23 protein-coding genes are annotated in these 23,676 nt (G+C 58.0%); 13 read left to right on the forward strand and 10 right to left on the reverse strand.

The window, feature by feature from the left end:
- Positions 1–6: 6 nt before the first annotated feature.
- Positions 7–777 carry an SDR family oxidoreductase gene (locus tag RVM24_RS01480; RefSeq protein WP_431474846.1) on the forward strand — a complete coding sequence of 257 codons (771 nt, stop codon included), beginning with the start codon at positions 7–9 and terminating at the stop codon, positions 775–777.
- A 77-nt stretch (positions 778–854) separates the two neighbouring features.
- On the opposite strand, the gene RVM24_RS01485 is transcribed toward RVM24_RS01480, so the two are convergent.
- The gene (locus RVM24_RS01485) at positions 855–1,721 is read right to left on the reverse strand and encodes a DUF6279 family lipoprotein (protein ID WP_431474847.1); all 867 of its coding nucleotides are present in this window, start codon (positions 1,719–1,721) and stop codon (positions 855–857) included.
- Between the two features lie 366 nt (positions 1,722–2,087).
- On the opposite strand from RVM24_RS01485, the gene RVM24_RS01490 reads away from it, so the two are divergent.
- From RVM24_RS01490 to RVM24_RS01520, 7 genes are all read left to right on the forward strand, one after another.
- Positions 2,088–3,485: a DUF4397 domain-containing protein gene (locus RVM24_RS01490; RefSeq protein ID WP_431474848.1), complete on the forward strand. Its 1,398-nt coding sequence runs from the start codon at positions 2,088–2,090 to the stop codon at positions 3,483–3,485.
- 145 nt (positions 3,486–3,630) lie between these two features.
- Positions 3,631–3,807 carry a periplasmic nitrate reductase, NapE protein gene (locus RVM24_RS01495; RefSeq protein ID WP_072677854.1) on the forward strand — a complete coding sequence of 59 codons (177 nt, stop codon included), beginning with the start codon at positions 3,631–3,633 and terminating at the stop codon, positions 3,805–3,807.
- An 8-nt stretch (positions 3,808–3,815) separates the two neighbouring features.
- Entirely contained in the window at positions 3,816–4,313 is a 498-nt protein-coding gene (gene napF / locus RVM24_RS01500) for a ferredoxin-type protein NapF (RefSeq protein ID WP_431474849.1), read from the forward strand.
- Positions 4,306–4,629: a chaperone NapD gene (locus tag RVM24_RS01505; protein WP_138437734.1), complete on the forward strand. Its 324-nt coding sequence runs from the start codon at positions 4,306–4,308 to the stop codon at positions 4,627–4,629. Before napF ends, RVM24_RS01505 begins: the two co-directional genes overlap by 8 nt.
- Positions 4,626–7,130 (forward strand): nitrate reductase catalytic subunit NapA, encoded by a 2,505-nt coding sequence (napA, locus tag RVM24_RS01510; protein ID WP_431474850.1) that lies wholly within the window; start codon positions 4,626–4,628, stop codon positions 7,128–7,130. The genes RVM24_RS01505 and napA overlap by 4 nt, the downstream gene beginning before the upstream one ends.
- 12 nt (positions 7,131–7,142) lie before the next feature.
- Positions 7,143–7,613, forward strand: coding sequence for a nitrate reductase cytochrome c-type subunit (locus tag RVM24_RS01515; protein WP_058090636.1), 471 nt, complete (start codon positions 7,143–7,145; stop codon positions 7,611–7,613).
- Positions 7,613–8,197 carry a NapC/NirT family cytochrome c gene (locus tag RVM24_RS01520; RefSeq protein ID WP_072677850.1) on the forward strand — a complete coding sequence of 195 codons (585 nt, stop codon included), beginning with the start codon at positions 7,613–7,615 and terminating at the stop codon, positions 8,195–8,197. Before RVM24_RS01515 ends, RVM24_RS01520 begins: the two co-directional genes overlap by 1 nt.
- A gap of 25 nt (positions 8,198–8,222) precedes the next feature.
- Here RVM24_RS01520 and dacB read toward each other — a convergent pair whose 3' ends face one another.
- Positions 8,223–9,797: a D-alanyl-D-alanine carboxypeptidase/D-alanyl-D-alanine endopeptidase gene (gene dacB / locus RVM24_RS01525; RefSeq protein WP_396631692.1), complete on the reverse strand. Its 1,575-nt coding sequence runs from the start codon at positions 9,795–9,797 to the stop codon at positions 8,223–8,225.
- A gap of 267 nt (positions 9,798–10,064) precedes the next feature.
- Between dacB and RVM24_RS01530 the strand changes: the two genes are divergently transcribed.
- Positions 10,065–10,835, forward strand: a complete 771-nt coding sequence (locus RVM24_RS01530; RefSeq protein WP_106693583.1) for a glutathione S-transferase N-terminal domain-containing protein — start codon at positions 10,065–10,067, stop codon at positions 10,833–10,835.
- 92 nt (positions 10,836–10,927) lie between these two features.
- Positions 10,928–11,341, forward strand: a complete 414-nt coding sequence (locus RVM24_RS01535; RefSeq protein ID WP_230713674.1) for a GFA family protein — start codon at positions 10,928–10,930, stop codon at positions 11,339–11,341.
- Here the strand turns inward: RVM24_RS01535 and RVM24_RS01540 are convergent, their stop codons facing one another.
- The 8 genes from RVM24_RS01540 to RVM24_RS01575 form a co-directional block, all read right to left on the reverse strand.
- Positions 11,342–12,463 (reverse strand): PQQ-dependent sugar dehydrogenase, encoded by a 1,122-nt coding sequence (locus RVM24_RS01540; RefSeq protein WP_431474851.1) that lies wholly within the window; start codon positions 12,461–12,463, stop codon positions 11,342–11,344.
- Positions 12,464–12,597: 134 nt separating this feature from the next.
- Complete coding sequence (locus RVM24_RS01545) at positions 12,598–14,736, reverse strand: TonB-dependent siderophore receptor (RefSeq protein ID WP_431474852.1); 2,139 nt, start codon at positions 14,734–14,736, stop codon at positions 12,598–12,600.
- A gap of 197 nt (positions 14,737–14,933) precedes the next feature.
- Complete coding sequence (locus RVM24_RS01550) at positions 14,934–15,737, reverse strand: (2Fe-2S)-binding protein (RefSeq protein ID WP_286254244.1); 804 nt, start codon at positions 15,735–15,737, stop codon at positions 14,934–14,936.
- Entirely contained in the window at positions 15,724–17,754 is a 2,031-nt protein-coding gene (fhuB, locus tag RVM24_RS01555) for a Fe(3+)-hydroxamate ABC transporter permease FhuB (RefSeq protein WP_431474853.1), read from the reverse strand. The genes RVM24_RS01550 and fhuB overlap by 14 nt, the downstream gene beginning before the upstream one ends.
- On the reverse strand, positions 17,744–18,682 hold the full coding sequence (locus RVM24_RS01560; protein WP_106693591.1) for an iron-siderophore ABC transporter substrate-binding protein: 939 nt from the start codon (positions 18,680–18,682) through the stop codon (positions 17,744–17,746). Before RVM24_RS01560 ends, fhuB begins: the two co-directional genes overlap by 11 nt.
- Positions 18,672–19,445, reverse strand: a complete 774-nt coding sequence (locus RVM24_RS01565; RefSeq protein ID WP_106693593.1) for an ABC transporter ATP-binding protein — start codon at positions 19,443–19,445, stop codon at positions 18,672–18,674. The genes RVM24_RS01560 and RVM24_RS01565 overlap by 11 nt, the downstream gene beginning before the upstream one ends.
- A gap of 62 nt (positions 19,446–19,507) precedes the next feature.
- On the reverse strand, positions 19,508–21,310 hold the full coding sequence (locus tag RVM24_RS01570; protein ID WP_286254250.1) for an ABC transporter ATP-binding protein: 1,803 nt from the start codon (positions 21,308–21,310) through the stop codon (positions 19,508–19,510).
- 84 nt (positions 21,311–21,394) lie between these two features.
- The gene (locus RVM24_RS01575) at positions 21,395–21,847 is read right to left on the reverse strand and encodes a YaiI/YqxD family protein (RefSeq protein ID WP_106693594.1); all 453 of its coding nucleotides are present in this window, start codon (positions 21,845–21,847) and stop codon (positions 21,395–21,397) included.
- Positions 21,848–22,119: 272 nt separating this feature from the next.
- On the opposite strand from RVM24_RS01575, the gene RVM24_RS01580 reads away from it, so the two are divergent.
- Genes RVM24_RS01580 through RVM24_RS01590 form a run of 3 tightly spaced genes read left to right on the forward strand, consistent with a single transcriptional unit; the run spans position 22,120 to position 23,609 of the window.
- A complete protein-coding gene (locus tag RVM24_RS01580) occupies positions 22,120–22,686 on the forward strand; it encodes a histidine phosphatase family protein (protein WP_286920518.1) in 567 nt (188 codons plus the stop codon).
- A gap of 40 nt (positions 22,687–22,726) precedes the next feature.
- Positions 22,727–23,065, forward strand: a complete 339-nt coding sequence (locus tag RVM24_RS01585; RefSeq protein ID WP_431474854.1) for a zinc ribbon domain-containing protein YjdM — start codon at positions 22,727–22,729, stop codon at positions 23,063–23,065.
- Between the two features lie 34 nt (positions 23,066–23,099).
- Positions 23,100–23,609, forward strand: coding sequence for a phosphate-starvation-inducible PsiE family protein (locus RVM24_RS01590; protein WP_061333350.1), 510 nt, complete (start codon positions 23,100–23,102; stop codon positions 23,607–23,609).
- The last annotated feature ends 67 nt before the right edge of the window (positions 23,610–23,676 follow it).

Raw genomic sequence — 23,676 nt, forward strand, 5'->3', positions numbered from 1 at the left:
AATTCCATGAGCAACAAAAACCTGTTCGACCTGACTGGCAAAGTCGCCCTGGTAACCGGTGCCAGCCGCGGCATCGGTGAGAGCATCGCCCGCACACTGGCCCACTACGGCGCCCACGTGATCGTCAGCAGTCGCAAGATTGACGGTTGTGAAGCCGTGGCCAGTAGTATCCGTGCCGATGGTGGCAGCGCCGAGGCCTTCGCTTGCCACATCGGTGAAATGGATCAGATTGAAGCGGTGTGGGAGCATATTGCCAAAGCGCACGGCAAGCTGGATATTTTGGTCAACAACGCCGCTGCCAACCCCTACTTCGGCCCGGTAGAAGATACCGACCTGAGCGCTTTCCACAAAACCGTGGACGTGAACATCCGTGGTTACTTCTTCATGTGTGCCCGTGGCGCCCAGTTGATGAAGAACAACGGTGGCGGGTCCATTGTGAACGTGGCGTCTGTAAACGGTGTAAATCCCGGCCACTTCCAGGGCATCTACTCGGTGACCAAGGCGGCGGTGATTTCCATGACCAAGTCCTTCGCCATGGAGTTGGGTCAGCAGAATGTTCGGGTGAATGCCCTGCTGCCGGGCCTGACCGACACCAAGTTCGCCAGTGCCCTGACCACCAACGAAGCCATCAAAAAACAGGCCATGGCCCACATTCCGATGAAGCGGGTGGCAGATCCGGACGAAATGGCCGGTACGGTTCTGTACCTGGTGTCCAATGCTTCCAGCTACACCACCGGCGCCTGCATTAATGCTGATGGTGGTTACCTGACGGTTTAATATCCGCCGAAACGAAAAAGGGCCGGAGAGTTCGTTAGCTTCGGCCCTTTTTTGTGTCTGGTGGTTAGCTGGCCAGATCAGGAGCAGGTCAGGGCGGTGAAGTCCTGGTTCAATTTGCTTGCCCGGGCCTGTAGGTGCTCCCGGTGCTGTTGATCGCCAGCCTGGATCAATTCATGCATCAGGTTCGCCATGGCTTGCTGGCTCTCCGTCATCATGGCCTGGTATTCCGGGCCCCGGGCTTCCTCTGAGTTAACCACCAGTTCTCGGATAGCTCCTTCAAAACCGGGCTGGCCCCGGTTTTCCAAGGTCTCCAGCAGGGCCTGTTGCCAGTTTTCGCGGCCCTGCAACCAGATTTCCGTCTGCCGGCCTCGATCAGCAGACCATTCTTCAACCAGAGCCTGCTGCTGCCCATTCAGGCTGCCCAGCCACCGTTCAACCCGTTTGGCGGTTCGCTCTGCCCGCGCCTTGGCAGTTTGCTGCGGGTCACCAGCCAGCATTTCCTGCTCAAGCTCAGACTGATCTTCCGCCATGTTTCGAGCCAACTCGGTCACCTGATCATCAGACAGACTGGCCAGCAGATTCACAGCCACTGGTACGGCTCTATCCAACAAGTCCGGTACAAAGACCAGTAGTTGTTGTTGGTGATACTCAATGGTGTCGATATCCGGTGCGCCATCGGCTATGTCGGCCTCAAGTTCGTCCAGCCAGGCGCGGTAGCGGGGTAGCTCCGTTGAGCAATGCCACTGGCGCAGGCTATCCAGGTCCTGGTTCAGCTGCTGTTTCTGCGCCCGGCTCAGGGTGACATAATCTTCTACCCACCAAACCACACCCCAGTCCGCATAGCGATAGGCCATGCGGGTAGAGCTGCAGCCAGCCAGGACGAACAGGGCGACAAGGGAAAGCGTTGTCAGCTTCAGGGTTTTCGTGCGGTGCCGCTGATCCATGGTGCCTGTCTCTCGGTGGTAAAACTTTACATCCCTATTATGATGTTGCGATCGCCTATCTGCGCGCTAATCACTTTAGTCTAGGTACGGATTGGCGAAAATTTCAGATGCTGTTCGCGCACAATTGCCGAGGAGGTGTCATGTCTTCCGATAAAATGACGCGTGTAGAGGATCGTTTCTGAGTGCCTGCCAGCATAGAGAAAATTGTATTCAGCTCACATTCGTGAGCTCGAATGTAAAAAATTGTGAATCCGTTTTTTTACCCTCCCCGTAGATTGCTTTGACGCATTAGTCAGGGACTGAACTGATGCAGGTTCGAACCAAATAAACCGATCGTCAAGCTTTGTACAGTGAGGAACAGCGACAATGAAAACGATAGTGGCTTTACCGGTTTTGATGGCCGGCAGCGTTTTGCTTTCTGGTTGTTTTGATGGTTCGAGCAGTACTCCAAGAACCGATGTTCGGGTTGTTCATGCCGTATCCGACGCCCCTTCTGTTAACGTCAGTTTCAATGGCGAGGCACTGGTTACCGGTGCGGATTTCAAGCAGGCTGCGACCTTGCGGCCAAATCGCGGCAATTATTCAGTTGATGTTGATGCGCTCTTACCAACAGGCGATCAGTTGACCGTCATCGAGGTCGGAAGCACCCGGTTTGAGGCAAACACCCGATACGATATTATTGCGACCGGTACCGTTGGCGGCAGCGACATCGAGCCGGTGGTGCTGACAGACGATGGCCAGCGGGATGATCCGAACTCGGCTCGCTTGAGGGTGGCCCACCTGTCACCAGCGGCTGACAGCCTGGTGCCGGCTGTGTCTGTTTATGTGACCGCTGATGGCGCCGACCTGCCAGCAGAACCCGCTTTCAGTTTTGCATTCCGTGATTCCGTTGGGCCGCTGGAGCTGGACGCCGGAACCTACCAGATCCGGGTGACCGCCGAGGGCAGCACCGATGTGGTGTATGACAGCGGTGCCGTCGAATTGCCTGCAGGCTCTGATCTGTTGATTGCCGCTATCGATAACACGGTGTACGGCCAGTCTCCGGTCAGCCTGCTAGTGATTAATGGCAGCGAGACGTCTGAAATTCTGGACAAGGATACCGGAGCAGGCATTCGCGCGGTTCACAACTCTTCAGATGCACCTAATGTTGATATTTATCTGAACGAAGACCCGGACGGTTCCGCAGCCGCTACCGACGTGGCCTTCGGTGAGACAGTGCCGACGTTCGCCAGACTGGGCGAGTACGTGGGATTGGAGACCGGCGATAACCGCGTCGCGGTGACAGCAACTGGTGAACTGACTGCGGTGTTGGATGAAGACCTGGCCCTCGATAACGGTAGCCTTCTGACCATTCTGGCAGCCGGTTCTGTAGGGGCGGGAACACTCGAAGCCCTGGCCTTTGCAGACGACAACCGCCGTATTGCCACAGAGGCTCGCCTCCGGGTTATCCACGGCGCGGTAGAAGCACCGCTGGTGGATGTATTCCTGGTTCCTGCGGCGGACGCCGGTACCAACCAGGGCAATGCCATGCCGGCACTGGATGACTTCGCCTATGGGGACTCGTCGGGCTATCTTGGAGTGCCGGCCGGTGATTATGTCGTGTTTATCACCTCCGCCGATGGCACCGAGGTGCTCTTCCGTTCCGGTGAAATCAGTCTCGCAGCCGGTGGAGTTTATACGGCAGTTGCTCGTCTCGCTCCTGAAGATACCGAGAATACAGCTGGTCTGACGCTGCTGGACGATTTCGTGCCGCCAGCGACCTGATTCCTGCCTCCAGGACCCAGATGAAAGCCCCGGCCCCGTCCGGGGCTTTTTCGTCTATACCCCCAAAGAAATACCAAATTTGATTTTTGCCAAGTTTGCTCTGTTTGACTAGGGTAATGAATACACACATAAAAAAGGCGGGTTTATGGACGACCTCCAACAACTGACGCCGGAGCAGCGCAAGAGCAGCGAATTCCGGTTATTTGTCTTCATCATCGTCTTCCTGTTTCCCATCCTGGCCGTTGCCGTGGTGGGCGGCTACGGCTTCCTGGTCTGGATGTCCCAGGTATTCATGGGCCCGCCGGGGCCACCCGGGGGATAGGGGCGAACATGGCTGTGAACGAGTCCCGCCGGCTTTTTCTGCGCGGCGGCAGAGCGGTTGCGTCGAAGTGGCGACCGCCCTGGACAAGCCAGGCCATCACTGACCAGTGCACCCGTTGCGATCGCTGCATTGAGGCCTGCCCGGAAGACGTGCTGTTTCGTGGTGATGGCGGTTTTCCGCAAATCCGCTTTACCGGCGAAGGCTGCACATTGTGTGGGGAATGCGCCAGGTCCTGCCCGGAACCGGTGTTTGACCTGGCCCCTGAGGCATTCCCCTGGCGTGCCCAGGTGCAGGATAACTGCCTTGCCAAAGCCAATATCCATTGCCAGACCTGCCGCGACGCCTGCGAGCCAATGGCCATCCGATTTCCACCCAGGCTTGCTCATGTCGCCGTCCCGGAGATTGCCGAAGACGAGTGTACCGGATGCGGTGCCTGCGTCGCCGTGTGCCCTGAAGATGCCATCAGTCTGATTACTCAGGAACAGAGAGAGCCAGCCCATGCCTGATTCGCAGAAAGCCGAAATTCACATTGCCAGTTTTCTGGTACACGTGCGCCCGGAGTCTCTGGATGCTGTTCTTGAACTGCTTGAGCAAACGCCGGGCCTGGAGGAGGGCACTCGAGACCCGATTGGCAAACTGGTGGTTCTGGCAGAGGGTAGTAGCCATCAGGATTTGCTCGGTGCCATGGAGTTGATTGAGAGTGCGCCAGGCGTTCTGGAATGCATTCTGGTTTACCACGAAGTGATGTCGCCCGAAGAGGCGAGGCAACAGTTGATTGCTACAGGACAGTCAGAAACAGAACAACAGGAAGCAATGTCATGAACCTGACACGACGTGAATTCGCAAAAGCCAATGCGCTGGCCATGGCGGCATCTGCTGCCGGCCTGTCGATACCGGCGGCGGCCAGTAATCTGATCACGAATGCTGAGCTCACTGAGCTCAAGTGGAGCAAGGCGCCCTGTCGTTTTTGTGGCACCGGTTGCAGTGTGATGGTCGCAACCAGGGACAACCAGATTGTGGCGACCCATGGCGACACGCAATCGGAAGTGAACCGTGGTCTGAACTGTGTGAAGGGCTACTTTCTGTCGAAGATTCTGTACGGTCGCGACCGGCTGACCAAGCCCTTGCTGCGTAAACGCGACGGTAAATTTCACAAAGAGGGCGATTTTCAGGAGGTCAGCTGGGACGAAGCCCTGGATGTGATGGCAGAAAAATTCACCAGTGCCATCAAGGAGCACGGACCGGAAAGCGTTGGCATGTTTGGTTCCGGCCAGTGGACCATCTGGGAAGGTTACGCGGCCAGCAAGCTGTTCAAGGCCGGCTTCCGCTCCAACAATATCGATCCTAATGCCCGCCATTGTATGGCATCGGCGGTGGCAGGCTTCATGCGGGCCTTTGGGTCCGATGAGCCGATGGGGGTCTATGACGACATCGAAAGCGCTGATGCCTTCGTGCTTTGGGGCGCCAACATGGCGGAAATGCACCCGATCCTCTGGACTCGGGTAACGGACCGTCGCTTGTCCCATCCCGGTACCGAAGTGGCCGTGCTCTCAACCTACGAACATCGCTGCTTTGATCTGGCCGACCTGCCGATGGTGATGGAGCCCCACGCCGATGTGGCAATTCTGAACTACATTGCCAATTACATCATCCAGAGCAACGCGGTGAACCGGGATTTCGTCAGTAAACATACCCGGTTTGTGCGTGGCGCAGACGACATTGGCTACGGTCTGAGGCCGGAAGACCCGCGCGAGCAGAATGCCAAGAACGCCAATAATGCCAACGACTGGGAAGACATGTCGTTTGAGGATTTTGCCCGGCATGTCCGTGAGTACGATGTGAAGAAGGCCGCCGAGATCTCCGGCGTCTCTGAAGCACGGCTCGAACGCCTGGCAAAGCTATATGCTGATCCGGACAAGCGTGTCACCACCTTCTGGACCATGGGCGTAAACCAGCATACCCGCGGCGTTTGGGTGAACAACCTGATCTATAACATCCACTTGCTGACAGGCAAGATTGCCACCCCGGGCAACAGCCCGTTCTCGCTGACTGGTCAGCCTTCCGCTTGCGGTACCGCCCGTGAAGTAGGCACCTTCGCCCATCGCCTGCCAGCCGATATGGTGGTGGCTAATCCGGAGCATCGGGCCAAGGCCGAGAAAATCTGGAAACTGCCGGAGGGCACCATCCCGGCCAAGCCAGGTTATCACGCAGTGCTGCAAAGCCGGATGCTGAAAGACAGCAAACTGAAGGTGTACTGGACCCAGGTCACCAACAATATCCAGGCTGGCCCCAATACCATGCAGGAAACCCTGCCGGGCTGGCGTAATCCCGACACCTTTATCATTGTCTCCGACATTTATCCCACGGTTTCGGCGCAGGCCGCAGACCTGATTCTGCCCGCCGCCGGTTGGGTTGAAAAAGAAGGGGCGTTTGGTAACGCTGAGCGCCGGACTCAGCTCTGGCGCCAGCTTGTGAACGCACCAGGAGACGCCCGCTCAGACCTCTGGCAAACCGTGGCCCTGTCTCAGCGAATCAAAGTGGCCGATGTGTGGCCAGAGGATCTGATTGCCAAGGCACCCGAAACGCGGGACAAAACCCTGTTTGACGTGCTATTCCGCAACGGCAATGTGGACCGTTATCCACTGGACGACCTGCACCCGGATTATGAGAACCAGGAGTCGAAAGACTTTGGTTTCTACATCCAGAAGGGCATTTTCGAGGAGTACCGCCAGTTTGGTGCCGGCAAAGGCAAAGACCTGGCCGATTTCGAGACCTACCACGCCACCCGCGGCCTGAGATGGCCAGTCGTTGACGGCAAGGAAACCCTGTGGCGCTATCGCGAAGGGTCAGACCCATACGTGGCGGAGGGCAGTGGTTTCCAGTTTTACGGCAACCCGGACAACCGGGCACGAATCTTCGCGGTACCCCATGAGCCGCCTGCGGAATCTCCGGACGACGAATACCCGTTCTGGCTGTGCACTGGCCGGGTATTGGAGCACTGGCACACTGGTTCGATGACCCGCCGTGTGTCCGAGCTGCACAAGGCAGTACCGGATGCGCTGTTGTACATGAACGCCGATGATGCCCGTGACAGGGGCTGGCGGCGCGGCAGTGAGGTGAAGGTGATCAGCCGCCGGGGAGAAGTCCGGGTTCGGGTGGAAACCCGTGGCCGTGTTCGTATGCCCAAGGGCATGGTGTATGTGCCTTTCTTTGATGCCGGAAAGCTGATCAACAAGGTCACGCTGGACGCAACTGACCCCATTTCCAAACAGAGCGACTTCAAGAAGTGCGCTGTCCGTCTGGAACTGGTTAACCTGGCTTAAGGAGACGTCACCATGAGAACGCTTGTATTTTTTCTGGCCGCCTCCCTGGCCTTCCTGGCGTATGCCGAGAGCGATCATTTGTCACCCTCTTCACCGGATGGACTGCGCAAAGGCGGAACTCTCGGACAAGATCTGCCCGCACCGCCTATCGCCGGTGATCCCAGAGAGGTGAAACGGGAAGTGCGTAACTATCCGGAGCAACCGCCGGTGATTCCCCATGCCATCCGCGACTATCAGGTAGACAAGAACTTCAACCGTTGCCTGGATTGCCACAGCCGCGAGGCAGCCGTGCAGGCGGGTGCGCCCATGGTGAGCGTGACTCACTTTATGGATCGTCACTTTCAGGTGCGGGCTGAGGTAACGCCGGGGCGCTATTTCTGTACCCAGTGCCATGTGCCCCAAACCGATGCCCAGCCGCTGGTGGAGTCAGATTTCAAAGCCGTGGATGAAGTGATCCGTGCCTCCAACAGAGGAGATCGCTGATGATGAAACGGCTGAAGCTCTACTGGAATCTGTTGCGCAAGCCCAGTGTGCACTACAGCCTCGGTTTCCTGACGCTCAGCGGCTTTATTGCCGGGATCATCTTCTGGGGTGGTTTCAACACGGCGCTGGAAGTGACCAACACCGAGCAGTTCTGCATAGGGTGTCATGAGATGTACAGCAACCCGTATCAGGAGCTGAAAACAACCATCCATTACACTAACCGATCAGGTGTACGTGCCGAATGTTCAGATTGCCACGTGCCCCACGGCTGGACTCACAAGATTGGCCGAAAGATGGAAGCCTCGAAAGAAGTCTGGGGTTGGATATTTGGCTCCATCAACACCCCGGAGAAATTCGAGGCCAAGCGACGTGAGCTGGCGGAGCGGGAGTGGCAGCGGCTGAAAGCCAACGATTCCCTTGAGTGTCGTAATTGCCATGAGTTCGATTCGATGGACTTCACGCTGCAGGATCCAAGGGCGTCCCAGGCGCACTCAACGGCATTGGCAGACGGCGAGCAAACCTGCATCGATTGCCACAAGGGTATCGCGCACAAGCTGCCTGACATGGCTGGGGTATCCCGGTAGGTTCAGGCTTTTACTGGCCGGTGCCTTACTGGATGGAAGGCCCCGAGCCATCAGCCGGTGACTGGGACAGGGACGTTCCGACCGGTGGCCGGAAATGCAGGGAGTAAAGCACGCGATCCAGCACCGCCTGGCCATTCCATGCCGGGTTGTTATTGACCATGCCGACGATGGCCCAGGTGGTGTTCCTGTCATCACGAGTAAAGCCGGCGATGGAGCGCACATGCTCAAGGTAGCCGGTTTTGATCCGGCCCTGGCCGTCCATGCCGGTATTTCTCAGGCGCCGGGACATGGTGCCATCCATCGCAATGATCGGCATGGAGGCCATCAAGTCTGAAGAATAGGGACTGTTCCAGGCGTGCTGCAAAATCTGGGCGCCCTGGCGCGCGGTAATCCGGCCGTGGCGTGTCAGTCCTGCGCCATTATCAATCACCATGCCCGCCGTATTGATGCCAAGCCCTTCCAGCCAGTCATATATGGCGCGGATGCCCGCCACCCGGTCATCCTGTTCATCATCCTTGCGAAATTCGGCGCCAATGGTCAGCAGCATTTGCCGGGCCATGACGTTACTGCTCCACTTGTTGATGTCCCGCACCATGGTTACGAGGTCTGGTGAGGTGGTGCGCATAACCAAGCGTGCTTCATCCGGTGTAGTCTCGAAGCGATCGCCGCCACTGACAATCACGCCCATTTCAGACAGCACGGAACGGATCAGGGAGGCGGAATAGCGCTCATGGGGCAGCAAAGACAGATAGGTTGTGGTCCGGCAACCCTGCGGAAGTTCGCCGGTAACCTGAACGGTTACCCTGTGATCGTTATGGAACACCGGTTTCCAGTCAAAGCGGCTGCGAGCGGGGCAGGGGCCTTCCGGCAGGGCGGTTACCCGGTTATCAATGGTGACTTCACCAAGATCGGGCGTAGTCCAGGCCTGGGTACCCCGTTCATCTGCGCGCACCTGAAAATGCAACAGGTTAAGGTTGGTCAGGTAAGCGGAGGGCTCCACCAGAAACGGCGCGTGGGGATTGTTGCCGTTGTCTTCAAAGGCAGGGAAACCACCATCCACCCGAAAATAACTGCCATCCAGAACCAGATCGCCTTCAATCCGGTTAATACCCATGCTGCGCAGTTCCCGAAGGGTACCCCAAAGTCGCTCAAAGGTGAGTTTGGGGTCGCCACCGAAACGCACATACAGGTTGCCCTGCAGGGTATCGCCAACCATGGTACCGTCGGTCAGGAAGTCGGTATTCCAGTGATGAGTCGGGCCCAACAATTCCAGAGCGGCGTAGGTGGTGACCAGTTTCATGATGGAGCCAGGGCTCATCAGTTCGTCAGCGTTCACATACTGCTCAATGCCCGGCCCGTTAAGGGGAATGGCTGCAACACTGAGGGCCTGCTCGCTATTCAGGGACTTGTTTGCGTAGTCTTTGATCTGACTGGCCCAGAGACGGGATTCCGCAAAGGCTGCGGCAGCGGTATTGCTTTCCTGGGCCAGGGCCGGCGTGCTTGCCATGGTGCAGGCAGCCGCAATGGCCAATACCAGCCGCTTGGGTGAGGTTACACACCTTGAAGCGCAGGTCCTCGCCTGCAAACCCTGAATCAGCATCACACCAGCCCGTTGTTATGTTCTCTTTGTACAATAGCTCATCCCGTGGTTTTGTACTATGCAGAAAAGCTATACATGACGTTAAAAAATGGCAGTAGAGTCGTTGTTTATATTGAGTTTTTGTGACAGCACGTAAGTGCCTTTCAGAATCATGGGGTTAGCTTTGACCGGACCTTGCTGACACCCAGGCCAATGGGGCAGACAGCGATTGTGAGACAATGCCGCCCCAGAGCCCGTGAACCGAATACAACGAACAAAGGGAACAATATGCTCAAAGCGATCAGACATCAGGTGAACGTACTGGAATCCGTGGCAACCTCTTCCTTTGCTGCCTGGCGTGGATGCCTGGTGATCAAGGCTATTCCGCAGCCGGAGAAACCTATCATTCTGTATGATATGGAAGCCTGCCCCTACTGTCGCCGTGTGCGGGAAGTGCTGACCGCGCTGCACCTGGATGTGGAAATACGACCCTGCCCCAAAGGCGGCCGTTTCTTCCGCCCGGAAGCCGAGGCCCTGGGCGGCAAACAGCAGTTTCCGTTGTTGGTGGATCAGAACACCAACAAGGTGATCTACGAATCTGAGGATATTGTTGCGTACCTGTTCAGTCAGTATGCCGGTCGGTCTGTGCCCGGCTACTATCAGTCCAAAGCCTGGCAGCCAGCTTTAAATTCAATCGGATCGGCCGCCAGTGAACTGCGCGGCTTGCGTGCCACCTCTGGTAGCCGCCCGGAGCAGGGGCTGCACCTTTGGAGTTTTGAGGGTAGCCCGTATTCGCGTCTGGTGCGGGAAAGATTGTGCGAGTTGGAGATTCCCTACACACTGCATAACCTGGGCAAGGAGCACTGGACCGAAATCGGCCCGGCCAAACAACGTTTAAAGCCAGGCGAGTACAGGCCCATACCGGGCGGCAAGCGGGATGCGTTTTTTCAGCAACACGGCCGTGTTCAGGTGCCTTACCTGGAAGACCCCAATACTGGCCAGCAGCTGTTTGAATCAGGCCGGATCATGGCTTACCTGAACAGTCAGTACGGCGGCTGAGAGTCGCGCAATGGCTGGCCCGGGGTGGCATTCCGGGCCCGACACGGTATGATCAGCGCCCATAGTTTGTGAGCCAGAATCGGGAGCGCGTGATGTACTCCGGCCAATGCCTTTGTGGTGATATCCAGTTTGAATACGATGGCCCGCTTGGCCCGGTTGCCCTGTGCCATTGCAGCCAGTGCCGTCGGGCGCACGGCAGTGCTTTCTCAGCCAGTGTGCCGGTTCAGACGGTGCGCTTCCGGTATGTTGCCGGACAGGATCAAGTGCGTGAATTCGAATCCCGGCCCGGCAAATACCGGGCTTTCTGCCCCCGTTGTGGCAGTCAGCTATACAGCCGTGTTGACGCCATCCCCGGTATCCTGAGACTGCGTGTGGGCGTGATCAACGAACCCCTGGGAAAAAAGGCGGCCCAGCACGTCTACGTGGGGTCAAAGTCTGACTGGTTTGATATCACCGACAACCTGCCCCAGTTCGAGAAAACCGAACGCACCAACGATCCGCACTGATCACTCGGCCGGCACCACCCGGTACACCTTGCCCTGGCGTGAATCGGTCAGCAGCCACAGGGCGCCATCCGGCCCCATGCGCACATCCCGGATTCGCTCACCGAGATTGGTGAGCAGATCTTCTTCCTCAATCACTTGTTCGTTGTTAATGGTCAGACGCACCAGTTTTTGACTCCTCAGGGCACCGACAAACAAATCCCCCTGCCATTCGGGGAAAAGGTCGCCGGTATAAAAAGCCATGCCAGAGGGGGCAATAGACGGGTCCCAGTAGTGCAGTGGATCGGTTACACCGTCCATAGTGGTCTTGTCTGAGATGGGGATGCCGGAGTAGTCGATGCCGTAGGTGACCTTCGGCCAGCCGTAGTCATTCCCCGCCCTGATGATGTTGATCTCGTCACCACCCCGGGGGCCATGTTCATGGCTCCAGACTTCACCGGTGTCCGGGTGCAGGGTCATGCCCTGGATGTTGCGGTTGCCGTAGGTGTAGAAGGTGTTGTTGGTGCGGGAATCATCTATAAAAGGGTTGTCTGGAGTTGCGTCACCGTTGGTGGAAATGCGATGAACACCACCGGCATCGTCCCGATTGTCCTGGGCTCTGTCCATTTCACCCCGGTCACCGATGGCCACGTAGAGATGGCCGCTCCGGTCAAAAACCATCCTGCCCGCAAAGTGCCTGCCATTGCTGGAGCGGGGTAAAGCTTCAAAAATCACTTCAACCTTCTCAAGCGCTTCGCCGTTGTACGTGGCACGGGCAACCCGGGTAGTCATGCCGTCACTGTTGCGGTGTGCGTAACTCAGAAACAGGGTCTGATTGTCGGTGAACTGCGGGTGCAGCACCACATCCAGAAGGCCGCCCTGGCCGGAGGCAACCAGCTCCGGCAATCCCTTCACCGGCTCTCGCACAAGATTGCCGTTTTCAATCTGGCGAAGCCGACCCTCACGTTCGGTGACCAGCATGGTGCCGTCGGGCAGGAAAGCCAGGCTCCAGGGGTGCTCAAGGCCCTGGGCGACGGTTTCTATCCGGAAATCGGTTTTGTTGGATGAGAACGTCTGGTCAGACCATACTGGGGACGTTACCAGTACTGATAAGCCCGCGGCGATGACGATAGTCGAGCGGTTCATGAGGTCTCCTCCACGCTAAGGTAGTGTCAGCGGTGCCACGCCGACGACTAGTGAGTAATCTAGACGATACCAGAGTGTACGACACAAAAAAGCCACCGGTTTGCGGTGGCTTTTTCGTGTTCGTCAGGAAAGACTCAGAAACGGTAACTCAAGGTGCCCGTTACTGTGCGTTTGGTGCCTATGAAACAATCGCCCCGAGCCAAGCAGGTCGTGAAGTAGGTCTCATTGGTCAGGTTGTTGACGTTCAAAGCCAGTTCCCAGTTGTCACGACCGTAGGCAATCATGGCGTCCAGCAGGGTTTCTGCGGGGGTCTTGAGTTGGTCTGTGCCATCCCAGCTTGACCCGACATAGCGCACACCGGCACCGGCCCGAAGCCCCGGAATACCAACTGAACGCAGGTCATGTTGGCTCCAGATCGATGCTGTGTGGGCGGGAATGCTTGGCAGTCGGGCACCTTTGTTGTTGCCCTCCTCAACCTCGGTATCAGTGTAGGCATAGTTGGCGATCAGGTCCCAGTGGGCATTCACGTCCACTTTCGCTTCCAATTCGATGCCACGGGCGCTGGTCTCGCCATTCTGAATCTGATTGTTCGGATTCACGGGGTCAGGAGCCTGGCGGTTCTTTTCGCGCAGATCGTATACCGTAGCGGTATACAGGCTCGCGGAGTCAGCCGGCTGATACTTTACGCCGACTTCAACCTGCTCACCTTTTAACGGCTCGAACGGATTGTTGAAAGCATCAAGACCGGTGACCGGTTTGAAGGATTCCGAGTAGCTGATGAAAGGCGTGATACCGTTGCTGAACTTGTACATCAGGCCAGCCCTGCCGGTGACCTCCTCGTCGGTGAAGGCCGAGCCGCCCTCGGTCTTGTTGCGGGCGCTGTCGTGCCGAAGGCCCAGCACGGCAATCCAGCGATCATTAATGGTCATCTGATTCTGGGCGTAGAACCCACTCTGGATGATGGTATTTTCCGGCGTGTCACTGAAATCACTTTCGGTCAAACGGTCATAGTTTCCGTAGACCGGATTAAACACGTTCAAGTCGCCGATGTCTGCCTTGTAGGCTCGGCGGCTGCTGCTGACCGCATGCTGGTAATCCCAGCCAAGCAGTACCGTGTGATCCACATTGCCCGTTGAGAACAAAGCCTCTGCCTGATGATCTGCGGTCAGGGTGTCCAGGTTTGGCTTGTTGGCGTAGGCGACCCGAGCGATATCCCCGTTCTCCTTGAGGGCAGGAGTAAATTGAGGGTAGATGCTCTGGTAGTCTACCTCGGTCTCCGAGTAACGGAGGCTTTGCCGCACTGTCCAAACGTTGTTGAGCTGGTGGCTTAACAACGATGTCACCGCGTTTTCCTTAGTGTTGTAGCGGTCGAAATCTGGTTCGCTGATGAACAGATCGATGGGGATCTGTGGCAGGCCAAATGGTGACGGTTTCAGGGTCCCTTCGATAGGCAGGAACTGCGTGGTGGTGCCTGAACGGTCCTCCTGGTGCAGCGCCATAACAGTCCACTCGGTCTGATTCGTTGGGCGCCAGGTGATCGAAGGTGCGATGACCACTCGATTGTCCTCAACCTTGTTGACCTGTGTGTCGCTATCGCGGCCCAGGGCAATAAAACGATAAAGCAGGGTGCCGTCCTCATTAAGCGCCCCTGTTGAATCGACTGCTGCCTGCTTTCGGGAGTGGTTCCCTACCTGCAGTTTCAGTTCGGTAGACTGTTCTGCCTGTGGGCGTTTGGTGGCGAGATTTACCAGGCCCCCCACGTTGCCCTGGCCGTAAAGCACGGAAGAGGGCCCACGAATGACTTCAATGCGTTCCAGCAGGTAAGGCTCTGTGCGAGGGCTCTGATAGAAACCGAAAGTCTTTTGCATGCCATCGAGGAAGATCACTGGATCGCCGCCGCGCACGGACTGCCAGTCGCCCCGGCTATCAAGACCAAACTGCTCGGCTCCTACGCCCACGGTGTAGCGTAAGGCTTCCTGAACACTGGCAACGCCCTGGTCTTGCATCTGATCGGCGGTAACCACAGAGATAGACTGTGGAATTTCGGTAATCGGGGTGTTGGTTTTCGTTCCTGCCCGGCTAGAGGTCGCAATATACCCATCTACTGGGGCAGATGGGTCTTCAATACGCTCGCCACTGACATCGATTGGAGTAAGCGTTTCCTGGGCCAGAACCGGTGTGGTTGTCACTGCTAGCGTCAGGAGCCCTGCGGTCCACGAACCGCGCGGCGGATGCTTGTATTCCTTGTTGTTGGTGGAATTGGGCAACTGCATTCCTGGATATTCCTCTGATGGGTTGGGGGTCGGGTGTAAAAATTGTAACGCGGATTGTAATGATAAAGGTTGTCGTTTACAAATGGTGTTTGTGGCTGATCAGGTGATCCATTGTTTGTCCATTGGAATGGGAGCAAGTATGGCTATGGAGCATGAAGTACGGGAAGGGCTGAAAATTGCGGTGTCTGCCATCAGTGTTATGTCGGTGGCCCTGGCTTGTCTGATGCTGATTCCCTGACGTTGCCCATGCGGTCGCGACGGTAGATCCCGCAAGTCCCGCAGTATCCGCCGTCGGGTAAGAGGTACTTCAGGCAGCAGCCTCGCCGTTGAGGCAGTGCACAGCGCTGTTGGCTGAATTCAGCCGGTATCCAGTCGATGTATCTGTTTGCCTCACACTCAAACCGGGCCAGCCAGCTGGTGGCCAGGGCGCAGAGCGCTTCCGGGTCCACCTGATTCCAGACCGCGGAAAATGGTGCACCCAGTGCCAAGCCAACACTGCTCCAGTAGGCGCCGGGACTGACCCCGAAAGACTGCCGGAAGACCGGATACCACGCCTGCATCTGATCAGCGGTTATCTCAATAAATGCCCCGGGCGCCAGGGGTGTCTGGCCGTCATTCAAGTTAACCCAGCGAGACGGCGCGTCAGCGAGTTCCAGCGGGCACAGGAAAATTCGATCGGGGTTCAGGGGGGCGCAGACTCCATCCCGGAACAGCTGTAGCACCCGGGGGGCGATGACCTGCAAAGCCAAGCTCTGGTGTAGCACCGACACGCGGGCCTTGTGCATCCTGGGGCGGCACGCGTCCGGATAATCCTCCAGCAGCTGATTTTCCAGCAGCTCCGGCTTAGCCAGAACCTGTGCCAGGGAAAACAGCGCAGGGCGCTGCCCGGCGTCTTGAGCCAGTGCGCTGTTCAGGGTGTTCTGTGGGCTCAGGCCATGTCCGGTTAACAGATGGCGATAACTGGCCAGCCAGGGATCACCACAAACCTCAGTGACGGCCATGGCGGCTCAATCCCCAGAGAAAGTACAGGCCGCCCACCAGGGCCGCTAATAGCCCGGATGGCAACTGGTTGGGAAACACGACGACCCGCGCCAGATAATCGGCGATGGCCAGCAGCAATCCGCCTGCCAGCGCCGCAACCACAAGCTGACGCCCCACCGTTTGCTGGCCCAGCACCCTGGCAAGATGGGGTGCGATCAGCCCAACAAAGCTCAGCGGGCCGATCACCACGGTGGCGGCTGCAGTGAGTACCGAAGCCATAAGCAGGAGCAGAAGCCGGGCCCGCGCAACCGGCAGCCCCAGTGATGATGCGGCCGAATCCCCCAGAGGCAAAAGGGTAAGCGGTCGTATAACCAGCGAAAGCAGTGCTCCAAGCCCCAGCACAAGTGCCAGCAAACCAATGGCTTCCGGTTCAGACACCAACCAGGTGGAGCCGTACATCCAGTTCAGCAGTCGCGACGCAACGGTTCCCCCGGAAGCCATTACCAGCCTCAACCCGGCATCCATAAAGACGTAAAGCGCCAGCCCGCCCAACAACAGTTGGTTGCCGGCAAAGCGATGACGGCGGGCCAGCAGAATCAACAGGCCCAATGCAGCAGCGGCCCCCGCAGTGGCTCCGACCAGTTGGCCGCCACGGCCGATGTCGAGGCCGGTGAGCACCAGGACCACCATCACTAAAGCCGCACCACCGCTAATACCCAGTAATTCCGGGCTGCCCATGGGGTTGCCGGTCATGCGCTGTATCAGGGTGCCGGCCATGCCCAGAGCCATGCCGGCAAGAATGGCCGCCATCAGCCGGGGGCCACGCCACACCCAGGCATCGCTCCAGTTCGAAACCGGTGTCCAGTTCCAGGAACTCAGGCCGGGCGACCAAGCCATGGACACAGCGATGGTAAGCACCAGCAGCGCCATTAGAATGCCGGCGATCAGAACTGTTGGCTTGCGGGTGGGCATGAACCCGGCCGGGCTCGAATCTGCTCCGGGCATATGGTGAGTGTTTCGAATGCCCTGCAATGCCATCAGGATAATGGGGCCGCCGATCAGGGCGGTGGTGGTGCCGGTGGGCACAATGGAGCCGTTACCCAGGGTTGTTGCCCAGTGCGCCAGGGTGTCTGCCAGCAGCAAGAGCCCGCCGCCGGTGATCGTGCTCCAAAGCAGTCTCTCACCCAGCGTGCGGGCGCCCAGTAGCTTGGCCAGCACCGGGGCGGCCAGCCCCACGAATGCCACCACACCTACCCGGCTGACCACCACGGAACTCATCAGCACCACCAGAATCAGGGCGCCGCCCCGAACCAGCGCAACCTTGGCCCCGAGTGCCGAAGCCGAAGCCTGCCCCAGTTGCAGCAGTGCCAGTGGCCGCATCAACATCAGCATGGCAATCGCCAGAATCAGTACTCGCGGCAGCAACTCCAGGAAGGGCCCCCAGTTATTCTGGACCAGTGAGCCTGCACCCCAGATGAACAGGTTGCCCAGCCATTCGCCTTTGAGCAGAAGAAAGGCCATGTTCATGGCGCCGAGGAAGAAGGTAATCACCAGCCCCGCCAGAATGACGGTGACCGGTGAAAAGCCCAGGCGCCATGTCAGCGCGATCACCAGGCCAATGGCCAGAAGGCCACCCGCCACGGCGGCAAGGTCGGGGCTGAAGGCCAGCAAACCCGGTACAAAAAGGGTGGCAATGGTCACCCCGAACTGCCCGCCGGCTTCCACGCCCAGCGTGGTGGGCGAGGCCAGGGGGTTGCCAAGGATTTGCTGAGTAACAGCGCCTGCCAGGCCCAGTCCGCAGCCGATCAGAACGGCTATTGAGACCCTGGGGGCCCAGCTGTAGTGAGCGAGCACAGATGGGTAATGATCTTCGGTATAGCTCCAGAACGCCGCGAACAGCTCGCCTGGTGTCATCTGGCCCAGCCAGGGAAGGGAGCTGGCCGCCAGGGCGACAAGCCAGAGCAGGGCAATGGCAACCGGAAGTCTTCTGGGGAGGGACGGGGCGGTTGCAGGTACGCGTGCCGAGTCAGCGAACATTGTTGCGGCCTCCCTCCAACAGGGCATCAGCCAGCAAGATCGCCAGGCGTTTTACCGGGTACACCCCGCCGAATGGCCACACCGGCTCAATTTGATAAACCTGGTTTCGCTTGACGGGCGGCAGATAGGTCCAGAAGGGACTGCCTGCCAGGTGATCCGAGAGCCCGGGCAGGGTGGGTGAAATGACAACGATACGACTGTCGTGGTAGGGCGCAATGGCCTCCAGGCCAACCACAGAGAACCCCCAATAGTTACCCTCGTGTGGCCATGCATTGCGCAGCCCCAAGGCTTTGAGGGTGGTCTGATATAGGCCGTTGTGCGCGTAGATACGAACATGTCGGTCATCCAGAAAGTTGACCAGGGCCACCGGCTGCTGATTCATGCCGGCCTCGGCCAGGCGGGTGCGTTGCTCCTCGAGAGTTTGGTCAATATCCGTAAGGATAGCCTCGGCCTGGTGTTCGAGGTTCAGCATCTCGCCAAGCGTGGTCAGCATTTCCCGGGCTTTGGCGAAGGGGGCGGAGCCCTCTTTGTAGACGCTGATGACGTAGGTGGGGGCAATGCGTTCCAGTAATTCGGCCGCAGGCGCCATTTCGGCACTGGTGACAATCAGGTCTGGCTTCAGCTCGGCAATCGCTTCCAGGCTGGGAGCGACCCGGGTACCAACATTGGCAATGCCGCCGGGTAATTCCGGGGCCTGGACCCAGGCGCTATAGCCGTCCCGGTCTGCCACGCCCACCGGGGTCACCCCCAATAGCAAAAGCGCCTCGGTTGCGGCCCAGTTGAGGGCAACGATGCGCTCAGGCGGCCGGGGCAGGGTGATTGAGCCATTTTCGTGGCTCCAGGTTCCGGGGTGCGCGGGTTGGCTGATCATCAATGCAAGTAAGCAGAGATACGCCAGTGGGCGGTAAGCCCGTTGTTCAGTGCACATAAGACACCCACTGGCCGGGCGCCCGTTCCATTACACCCATGGCGACGCCGTAGATGGATTCCAATATGCCACTGTCCATAATCTCATTGGGCGTTCCATCCGCCACAACCTGTCCGGCCTTCAGGGCCACGAGGCGGTCGCAGAATCTGGCCGCGAGATCCACATCGTGTAATACCACAATGACGGTCAGTTCCCGCTCCTCGGCAAGGCGGTGGACAAGGCGCAGGGTCTCCACCTGGTGCTTCACATCCAGGGCGGAAATGGGTTCATCCAACAGCAGGCAGCGGGTTTGCTGGGCCAGCAACATGGCTATCCAGGCCCGTTGCCGCTCGCCACCCGACAGGGTGTCGACCGCGCGGCCAGCGAATCGTGCCAGGCCGGTGTCATGGATGGCCTGATCAATCAGTGTCTGGTCGCCGGCAGTGTAACGGCCGAGGGGGCCGCGCCAGGGATAGCGTCCGAGTGCGACCAGCTCTCTCACTGTGAGTCCGTCGGTTGCCGGGGGATGTTGTGGCAGGTAGCCCACGGTTCTTGCGAATGCTCGGGCACCTGTAGCCCGGAAAGACTGGCCATGGAGCAGGACTTCGCCGTGGGAGGGCGATATCTGCCGGGCCAGGGTCTTCAACAAGGTGGATTTGCCCGAGCCGTTATGACCGAGCAGCGCCGTTACCTCGCCTTCCTGAAACGCCAGGCTGACATTGTGCAATATGGCGGTGTCACCCAGGCGAACCGCCAGTTGGTCGACTTCAAAAAACGCTGGCATTCAGACTCTCCCTTGGCTTTGGCGGGCAGGATAATCTAAATGCGAATTACTATCAATGTATATCAGGTGTCAGCATTGTTCACCTGGCCGGTTTGAACGCGCCATTGCGCAGCGTAGGCGCCGTTTAGCGCCAGCAGTGTCTTGTGGTCGCCTTGTTCGACCACCTGGCCTCCGTCGATCACCGCGATGTTGTCCGCGTCAACAATGGTCGACAATCGGTGGGCGATCATGATCACGGTTCGGTTGTGGCCAATGCGCCGGAGCGAACGCTGAATTGCCGCTTCGGTTTCGTTGTCCACGGCGCTGGTGGCTTCATCGAGTACCAGAACCGGAGGATCTTTCAACAGCGCACGGGCCAGAGACAGTCTTTGGCGCTGGCCGCCGGAGAGGCGTACCCCGCGTTCGCCAACCGGAGTATCCAGGCCCTGGGGTAACTGGCTGATGAACGACCAGGCCTCTGCTGTTCGGGCCGCTTCGATAATCTCTTCATCGGTGGCGTCGGGCTTACCGTAGGCCAGATTGTCGCGAATGCTGCCTTCAAACAGGTAGACATCCTGGCTGACCAGACCGATGGCGTCCCGCAGGGATTTCAGGCTCACGTTCCGAATAGCCTGACCATCCAGGCGGATCTCGCCGTGGGTGGGGTCATAGAATCGCAACAGCAGTTTGATCAGGGTTGATTTGCCAGAGCCGGTTGCGCCCACCAAGGCCAGGGTATTGCCGGCGGGTACCTCCAGGCTGATGCCGTTAACACCAGCACCGCTACTGGCATAGTGAAAGCCCACCTGGTCAAACGCCACGCTGCCCTGAACCGGTTGTTCAAGGTCTTTGCCAGCCTGGTCCCGAACGTTGACCGGTTCTGCCAGCAGATCGAGAATTCGTCGGGTGCTGGCCATGGCGCGCTCGAACAGGTCAATAACCTCAGCGAGGCCCGTCAGGGGCCAGAGCAGGCGTTGGGTCAGGAATACCAGCACGCCGTAGGCACCGACGTTGAGGTCGCCGTTCAATGCCATCATGCCACCGACTGTAAAGGTCGCCAGAAAGCCGGCGAGAATGGCCATGCGAATCACGGGTATGAACGCTGAACTGATACGGATGGCTTGCCGGTTGGCCTCCACATAGGCCTCGCTGGCCTGTTTCAGTCGGCGAGCTTCACGCAGTTCCGCGGTAAAGCTTTTGATGGTGGCAATACCGCCGAGGTTATTGGCAAGACGGCTGGACAAATCACCAACTTTCTCGCGCACATCGGCGTACAGCGGCCCGGCTTTACGCTGGAAATAGAAGGCGCCCCAGATAATCAGGGGGATCGGTGTAAACGCCAGCAGGGCAATCAGCGGGGACAACACAAAGAACACGGCACCCACCGCGACCACAGTGACCACCACCTGAATCATGGCGTTGGCACCCCCATCGAGAAAACGCTCAAGCTGGTTAACGTCGTCATTCATGGTGGCAACCAGCTGCCCGGAGCTTCGAGCTTCAAAGAAGCTCATATCCAGACGCTGGGCGTGCTCATAGGCGTCTTGCCGAAGATCCGACTGCAGGCGTTGGGCCAGATTGCGCCAGAGGATCTGGTACAGGTATTCGAACAGGGATTCGCCCGCCCAGATGAAAAAGGTCAGTACCGCCAGGATGGTGATCTGTTGCTGGGCGGTCTCAAACCCAAGCCGGGCGACAAAGCTCTGTTCCTGGTTCACAACCACATCGATGGCCACGCCAATCAGGATTTCGGGGGCAATATCAAACAGTTTGTTGATCACGGAGCAGGTGGTGGCGGCGATGATCCGCCGACGATAACCCCGGGCATAACGCAACAGGCGGCCGAGTGCCGCAAAGCTGCTGGTGTGTTGGCTGCTTGTGGCCATGTTCCGCTTCCTTCTCGCCGTGGCTGATCTCACTGAAGGCGGGAAGGTTAGCGGATTTTTGACTGAGTTAAAATAGAATCATTATCACCTTCGGCCGTTGCGTTGCAGCCAGCGGTCCAGTTGATCGGCGAATTCTTTGCGGTCTGCCTGGCCGAAGGGGGCGGGCCCGCCGGTGACTTGCCCGGCGTTGCGCATCTCTTCCATGAAGTTTCTCATGGCCAGGCGCTGGCGGATGTTTTCCTTGGTGAAGGCCTGGCCTCTGGGGTTAAAAACGTCGGCGCCTTTTTCGATGGCTTCAGCAGCCAGGGGGATATCCTGGGTGATGACCAGGTCGCCTTTGGTCATCTGGTCCATGATTTCGTTGTCGGCGACGTCAAAGCCCTGGGGTACCTGGCGGCGGCTGATGTAGGGGCTCGGCGGCAGGGTGATGGCGTGGTTGGCGATGAAGGTGGTCTGGATTTGCCAGCGGGTGGCGGCGCGGCAGAGAATTTCCCGGATGGGGACGGGGCAGGCGTCGGCGTCGACCCAGATTGGCATTTTGGTGTTCCTTTGTTGGCTTGTCGTTGGTGCATTTTAACTGTTCATCGGGTGAGCTTGTTAGATTTGGGTCGCGTATTTACTTCCATGCCGTCTGGGTTTGGCGATAGGCGCGGTTAGAGATAGCTTCCAAAAAACCGCTACGAGCACATCCATGTGCGCTTCTCTCAGGCCGTCCCTGGCCTTCGAGATTTTTTGGAAGCTATCTCTAACCACGCCAATGAGAGTTGTCAGTACCTCCGCGGATTTCTAATGACTTTGAGGTTGGGACTATGAAAGCCACGTTGACCTGCATCTTCATTATCTTGGGCCTGCTGCCTGCTAATAGTATTGCCTCTGAGGATCAGGCCTGGACCGCCCTGCGCGAAGGCCGAGCGGTGTTGATGATGCGCCATGCTTTGGCGCCAGGTACCGGCGATCCCGGCGGGTTTGATCTGGAGGATTGCAGCACACAGCGCAATCTCAATTCGGTTGGGCGGGAGCAAGCGCGTTCGTGGAAGCCGTTTCTGGAGTCTCGGGGTATTGCCGAGGCCAGGGTGTTTTCCAGTCAGTGGTGTCGGTGTCTGGATACGGCTCGGGAAATGGAGATGGGTGAGGTGACGGGGTGGCCGGCGTTGAATTCGTTTTTTCGGAATCGAGGTGATGGCGATACCCAAACGCGGCAAACGATTGCGTTGGTGAATGAGCTTGAGCCGGGGGCGGCGGTGATTTTGGTGTCGCATCAGGTGAATGTGACGGCGCTGACCGGGGTTTTTCCGGCTTCCAATGAGGGGGTGATTCTGGCGTTGCCGCTGTCGGAGAATCCGACCGTTCTTGCGAGGGTGTCTCCCGGGCGGTAGTGGTATAATCCTGTGCTCATTTAATTAACAGGAAATGATAATGTCTCAATTGCCCCCATGCCCCCAGTGCAATTCTGAATACACCTATGAAGACGGCGTTCAGCTGGTTTGCCCCGAGTGCGGGCATGAGTGGAGCGCGGCGGAACAGGCTGAGGCCGAGGCCGGTAAGGTGGTTCGGGATTCCAACGGTAATGAACTTCAGGATGGTGATACGGTCACTGTGATCAAGGACTTGAAGGTTAAGGGGTCCAGTCTGGTGGTTAAGGTAGGCACCAAGGTCAAGAACATTCGCCTGGTGGATGGCGATCACGATATTGATTGCAAGATTGACGGTGTTGGTGCTATAAAACTCAAGTCGGAGTTTGTGAAGAAAGCCTGATTCCCGTCGTCATCGGCAGCACAGGAGCGGTGCCATGGTGGATAAAGAAAAGGACGTTTTGCCGGAGCAATCTGCCCGGAATCATGAACTTCATCAGGAGCTGCCGATTGATTTCCCCGACCCTTTCTTCCGGGGGCTGCACCGGGTTATTCGCTTTGCCATAAGGGTGCTCGCGGTGCTGATGGTGGCGGTAATCCTGTGGGGCGTGGGTGATGTAGTGTATATCATTTACGAACGCCTGCTGACGCCACCTTTTCTGCTGTTGGATATCAACGATATCTTCTTCACCTTCGGTGCCTTCATGGCGGTGCTGATTGCGGTGGAGATTTTCATCAACATCCGGCTTTATTTGGGCACCAATGTGTTCCCGGTTCAGCTGGTGGTTGCTACGGCACTGATGGCGATTTCCCGGAAGGTCATTGTTCTGGATTTCGATACGCTTACTCCCATGTACCTGCTGGGTATTGCCGCAACCACGCTGGCTCTGGGTATCACATACTGGTTGCTCAGCCGAAAGAATTCTGGTGAACACTGGCACGACTAAGTTATATGCCAAGTACTTGATGTGTTCGATATCGGGTAGAAACAGGCTTCTGCCCAGATTCCCTAAG

Origin of the sequence: Marinobacter sp. KM021, assembly GCF_050707965.1 — a bacterium.
GTDB classification, from domain to species: Bacteria; Pseudomonadota; Gammaproteobacteria; order Pseudomonadales; family Oleiphilaceae; genus Marinobacter; species Marinobacter shengliensis.

Excerpts from the sequence above, each read along its gene's own strand:
- napF (WP_431474849.1), top strand. The coding sequence starts at position 3,816 with ATGGCTGTGAACGAGTCCCGCCGGCTTTTTCTGCGCGGCGGCAGAGCG.
- RVM24_RS01590 (WP_061333350.1), top strand. The coding sequence starts at position 23,100 with ATGGTGGATAAAGAAAAGGACGTTTTGCCGGAGCAATCTGCCCGGAAT.
- RVM24_RS01530 (WP_106693583.1), top strand. The coding sequence starts at position 10,065 with ATGCTCAAAGCGATCAGACATCAGGTGAACGTACTGGAATCCGTGGCA.
- RVM24_RS01485 (WP_431474847.1), bottom strand. The coding sequence starts at position 1,721 with ATGGATCAGCGGCACCGCACGAAAACCCTGAAGCTGACAACGCTTTCC.
- dacB (WP_396631692.1), bottom strand. The coding sequence starts at position 9,797 with ATGCTGATTCAGGGTTTGCAGGCGAGGACCTGCGCTTCAAGGTGTGTA.
- RVM24_RS01580 (WP_286920518.1), top strand. The coding sequence starts at position 22,120 with ATGAAAGCCACGTTGACCTGCATCTTCATTATCTTGGGCCTGCTGCCT.
- RVM24_RS01545 (WP_431474852.1), bottom strand. The coding sequence starts at position 14,736 with ATGCAGTTGCCCAATTCCACCAACAACAAGGAATACAAGCATCCGCCG.
- RVM24_RS01535 (WP_230713674.1), top strand. The coding sequence starts at position 10,928 with ATGTACTCCGGCCAATGCCTTTGTGGTGATATCCAGTTTGAATACGAT.
- RVM24_RS01515 (WP_058090636.1), top strand. The coding sequence starts at position 7,143 with ATGAGAACGCTTGTATTTTTTCTGGCCGCCTCCCTGGCCTTCCTGGCG.
- RVM24_RS01565 (WP_106693593.1), bottom strand. The coding sequence starts at position 19,445 with ATGCCAGCGTTTTTTGAAGTCGACCAACTGGCGGTTCGCCTGGGTGAC.
- RVM24_RS01585 (WP_431474854.1), top strand. The coding sequence starts at position 22,727 with ATGTCTCAATTGCCCCCATGCCCCCAGTGCAATTCTGAATACACCTAT.
- RVM24_RS01520 (WP_072677850.1), top strand. The coding sequence starts at position 7,613 with ATGATGAAACGGCTGAAGCTCTACTGGAATCTGTTGCGCAAGCCCAGT.
- RVM24_RS01505 (WP_138437734.1), top strand. The coding sequence starts at position 4,306 with ATGCCTGATTCGCAGAAAGCCGAAATTCACATTGCCAGTTTTCTGGTA.
- RVM24_RS01540 (WP_431474851.1), bottom strand. The coding sequence starts at position 12,463 with ATGAACCGCTCGACTATCGTCATCGCCGCGGGCTTATCAGTACTGGTA.
- fhuB (WP_431474853.1), bottom strand. The coding sequence starts at position 17,754 with ATGTTCGCTGACTCGGCACGCGTACCTGCAACCGCCCCGTCCCTCCCC.
- RVM24_RS01495 (WP_072677854.1), top strand. The coding sequence starts at position 3,631 with ATGGACGACCTCCAACAACTGACGCCGGAGCAGCGCAAGAGCAGCGAA.
- RVM24_RS01480 (WP_431474846.1), top strand. The coding sequence starts at position 7 with ATGAGCAACAAAAACCTGTTCGACCTGACTGGCAAAGTCGCCCTGGTA.
- RVM24_RS01550 (WP_286254244.1), bottom strand. The coding sequence starts at position 15,737 with ATGGCCGTCACTGAGGTTTGTGGTGATCCCTGGCTGGCCAGTTATCGC.
- RVM24_RS01560 (WP_106693591.1), bottom strand. The coding sequence starts at position 18,682 with ATGTGCACTGAACAACGGGCTTACCGCCCACTGGCGTATCTCTGCTTA.
- RVM24_RS01490 (WP_431474848.1), top strand. The coding sequence starts at position 2,088 with ATGAAAACGATAGTGGCTTTACCGGTTTTGATGGCCGGCAGCGTTTTG.
- RVM24_RS01570 (WP_286254250.1), bottom strand. The coding sequence starts at position 21,310 with ATGGCCACAAGCAGCCAACACACCAGCAGCTTTGCGGCACTCGGCCGC.
- napA (WP_431474850.1), top strand. The coding sequence starts at position 4,626 with ATGAACCTGACACGACGTGAATTCGCAAAAGCCAATGCGCTGGCCATG.
- RVM24_RS01575 (WP_106693594.1), bottom strand. The coding sequence starts at position 21,847 with ATGCCAATCTGGGTCGACGCCGACGCCTGCCCCGTCCCCATCCGGGAA.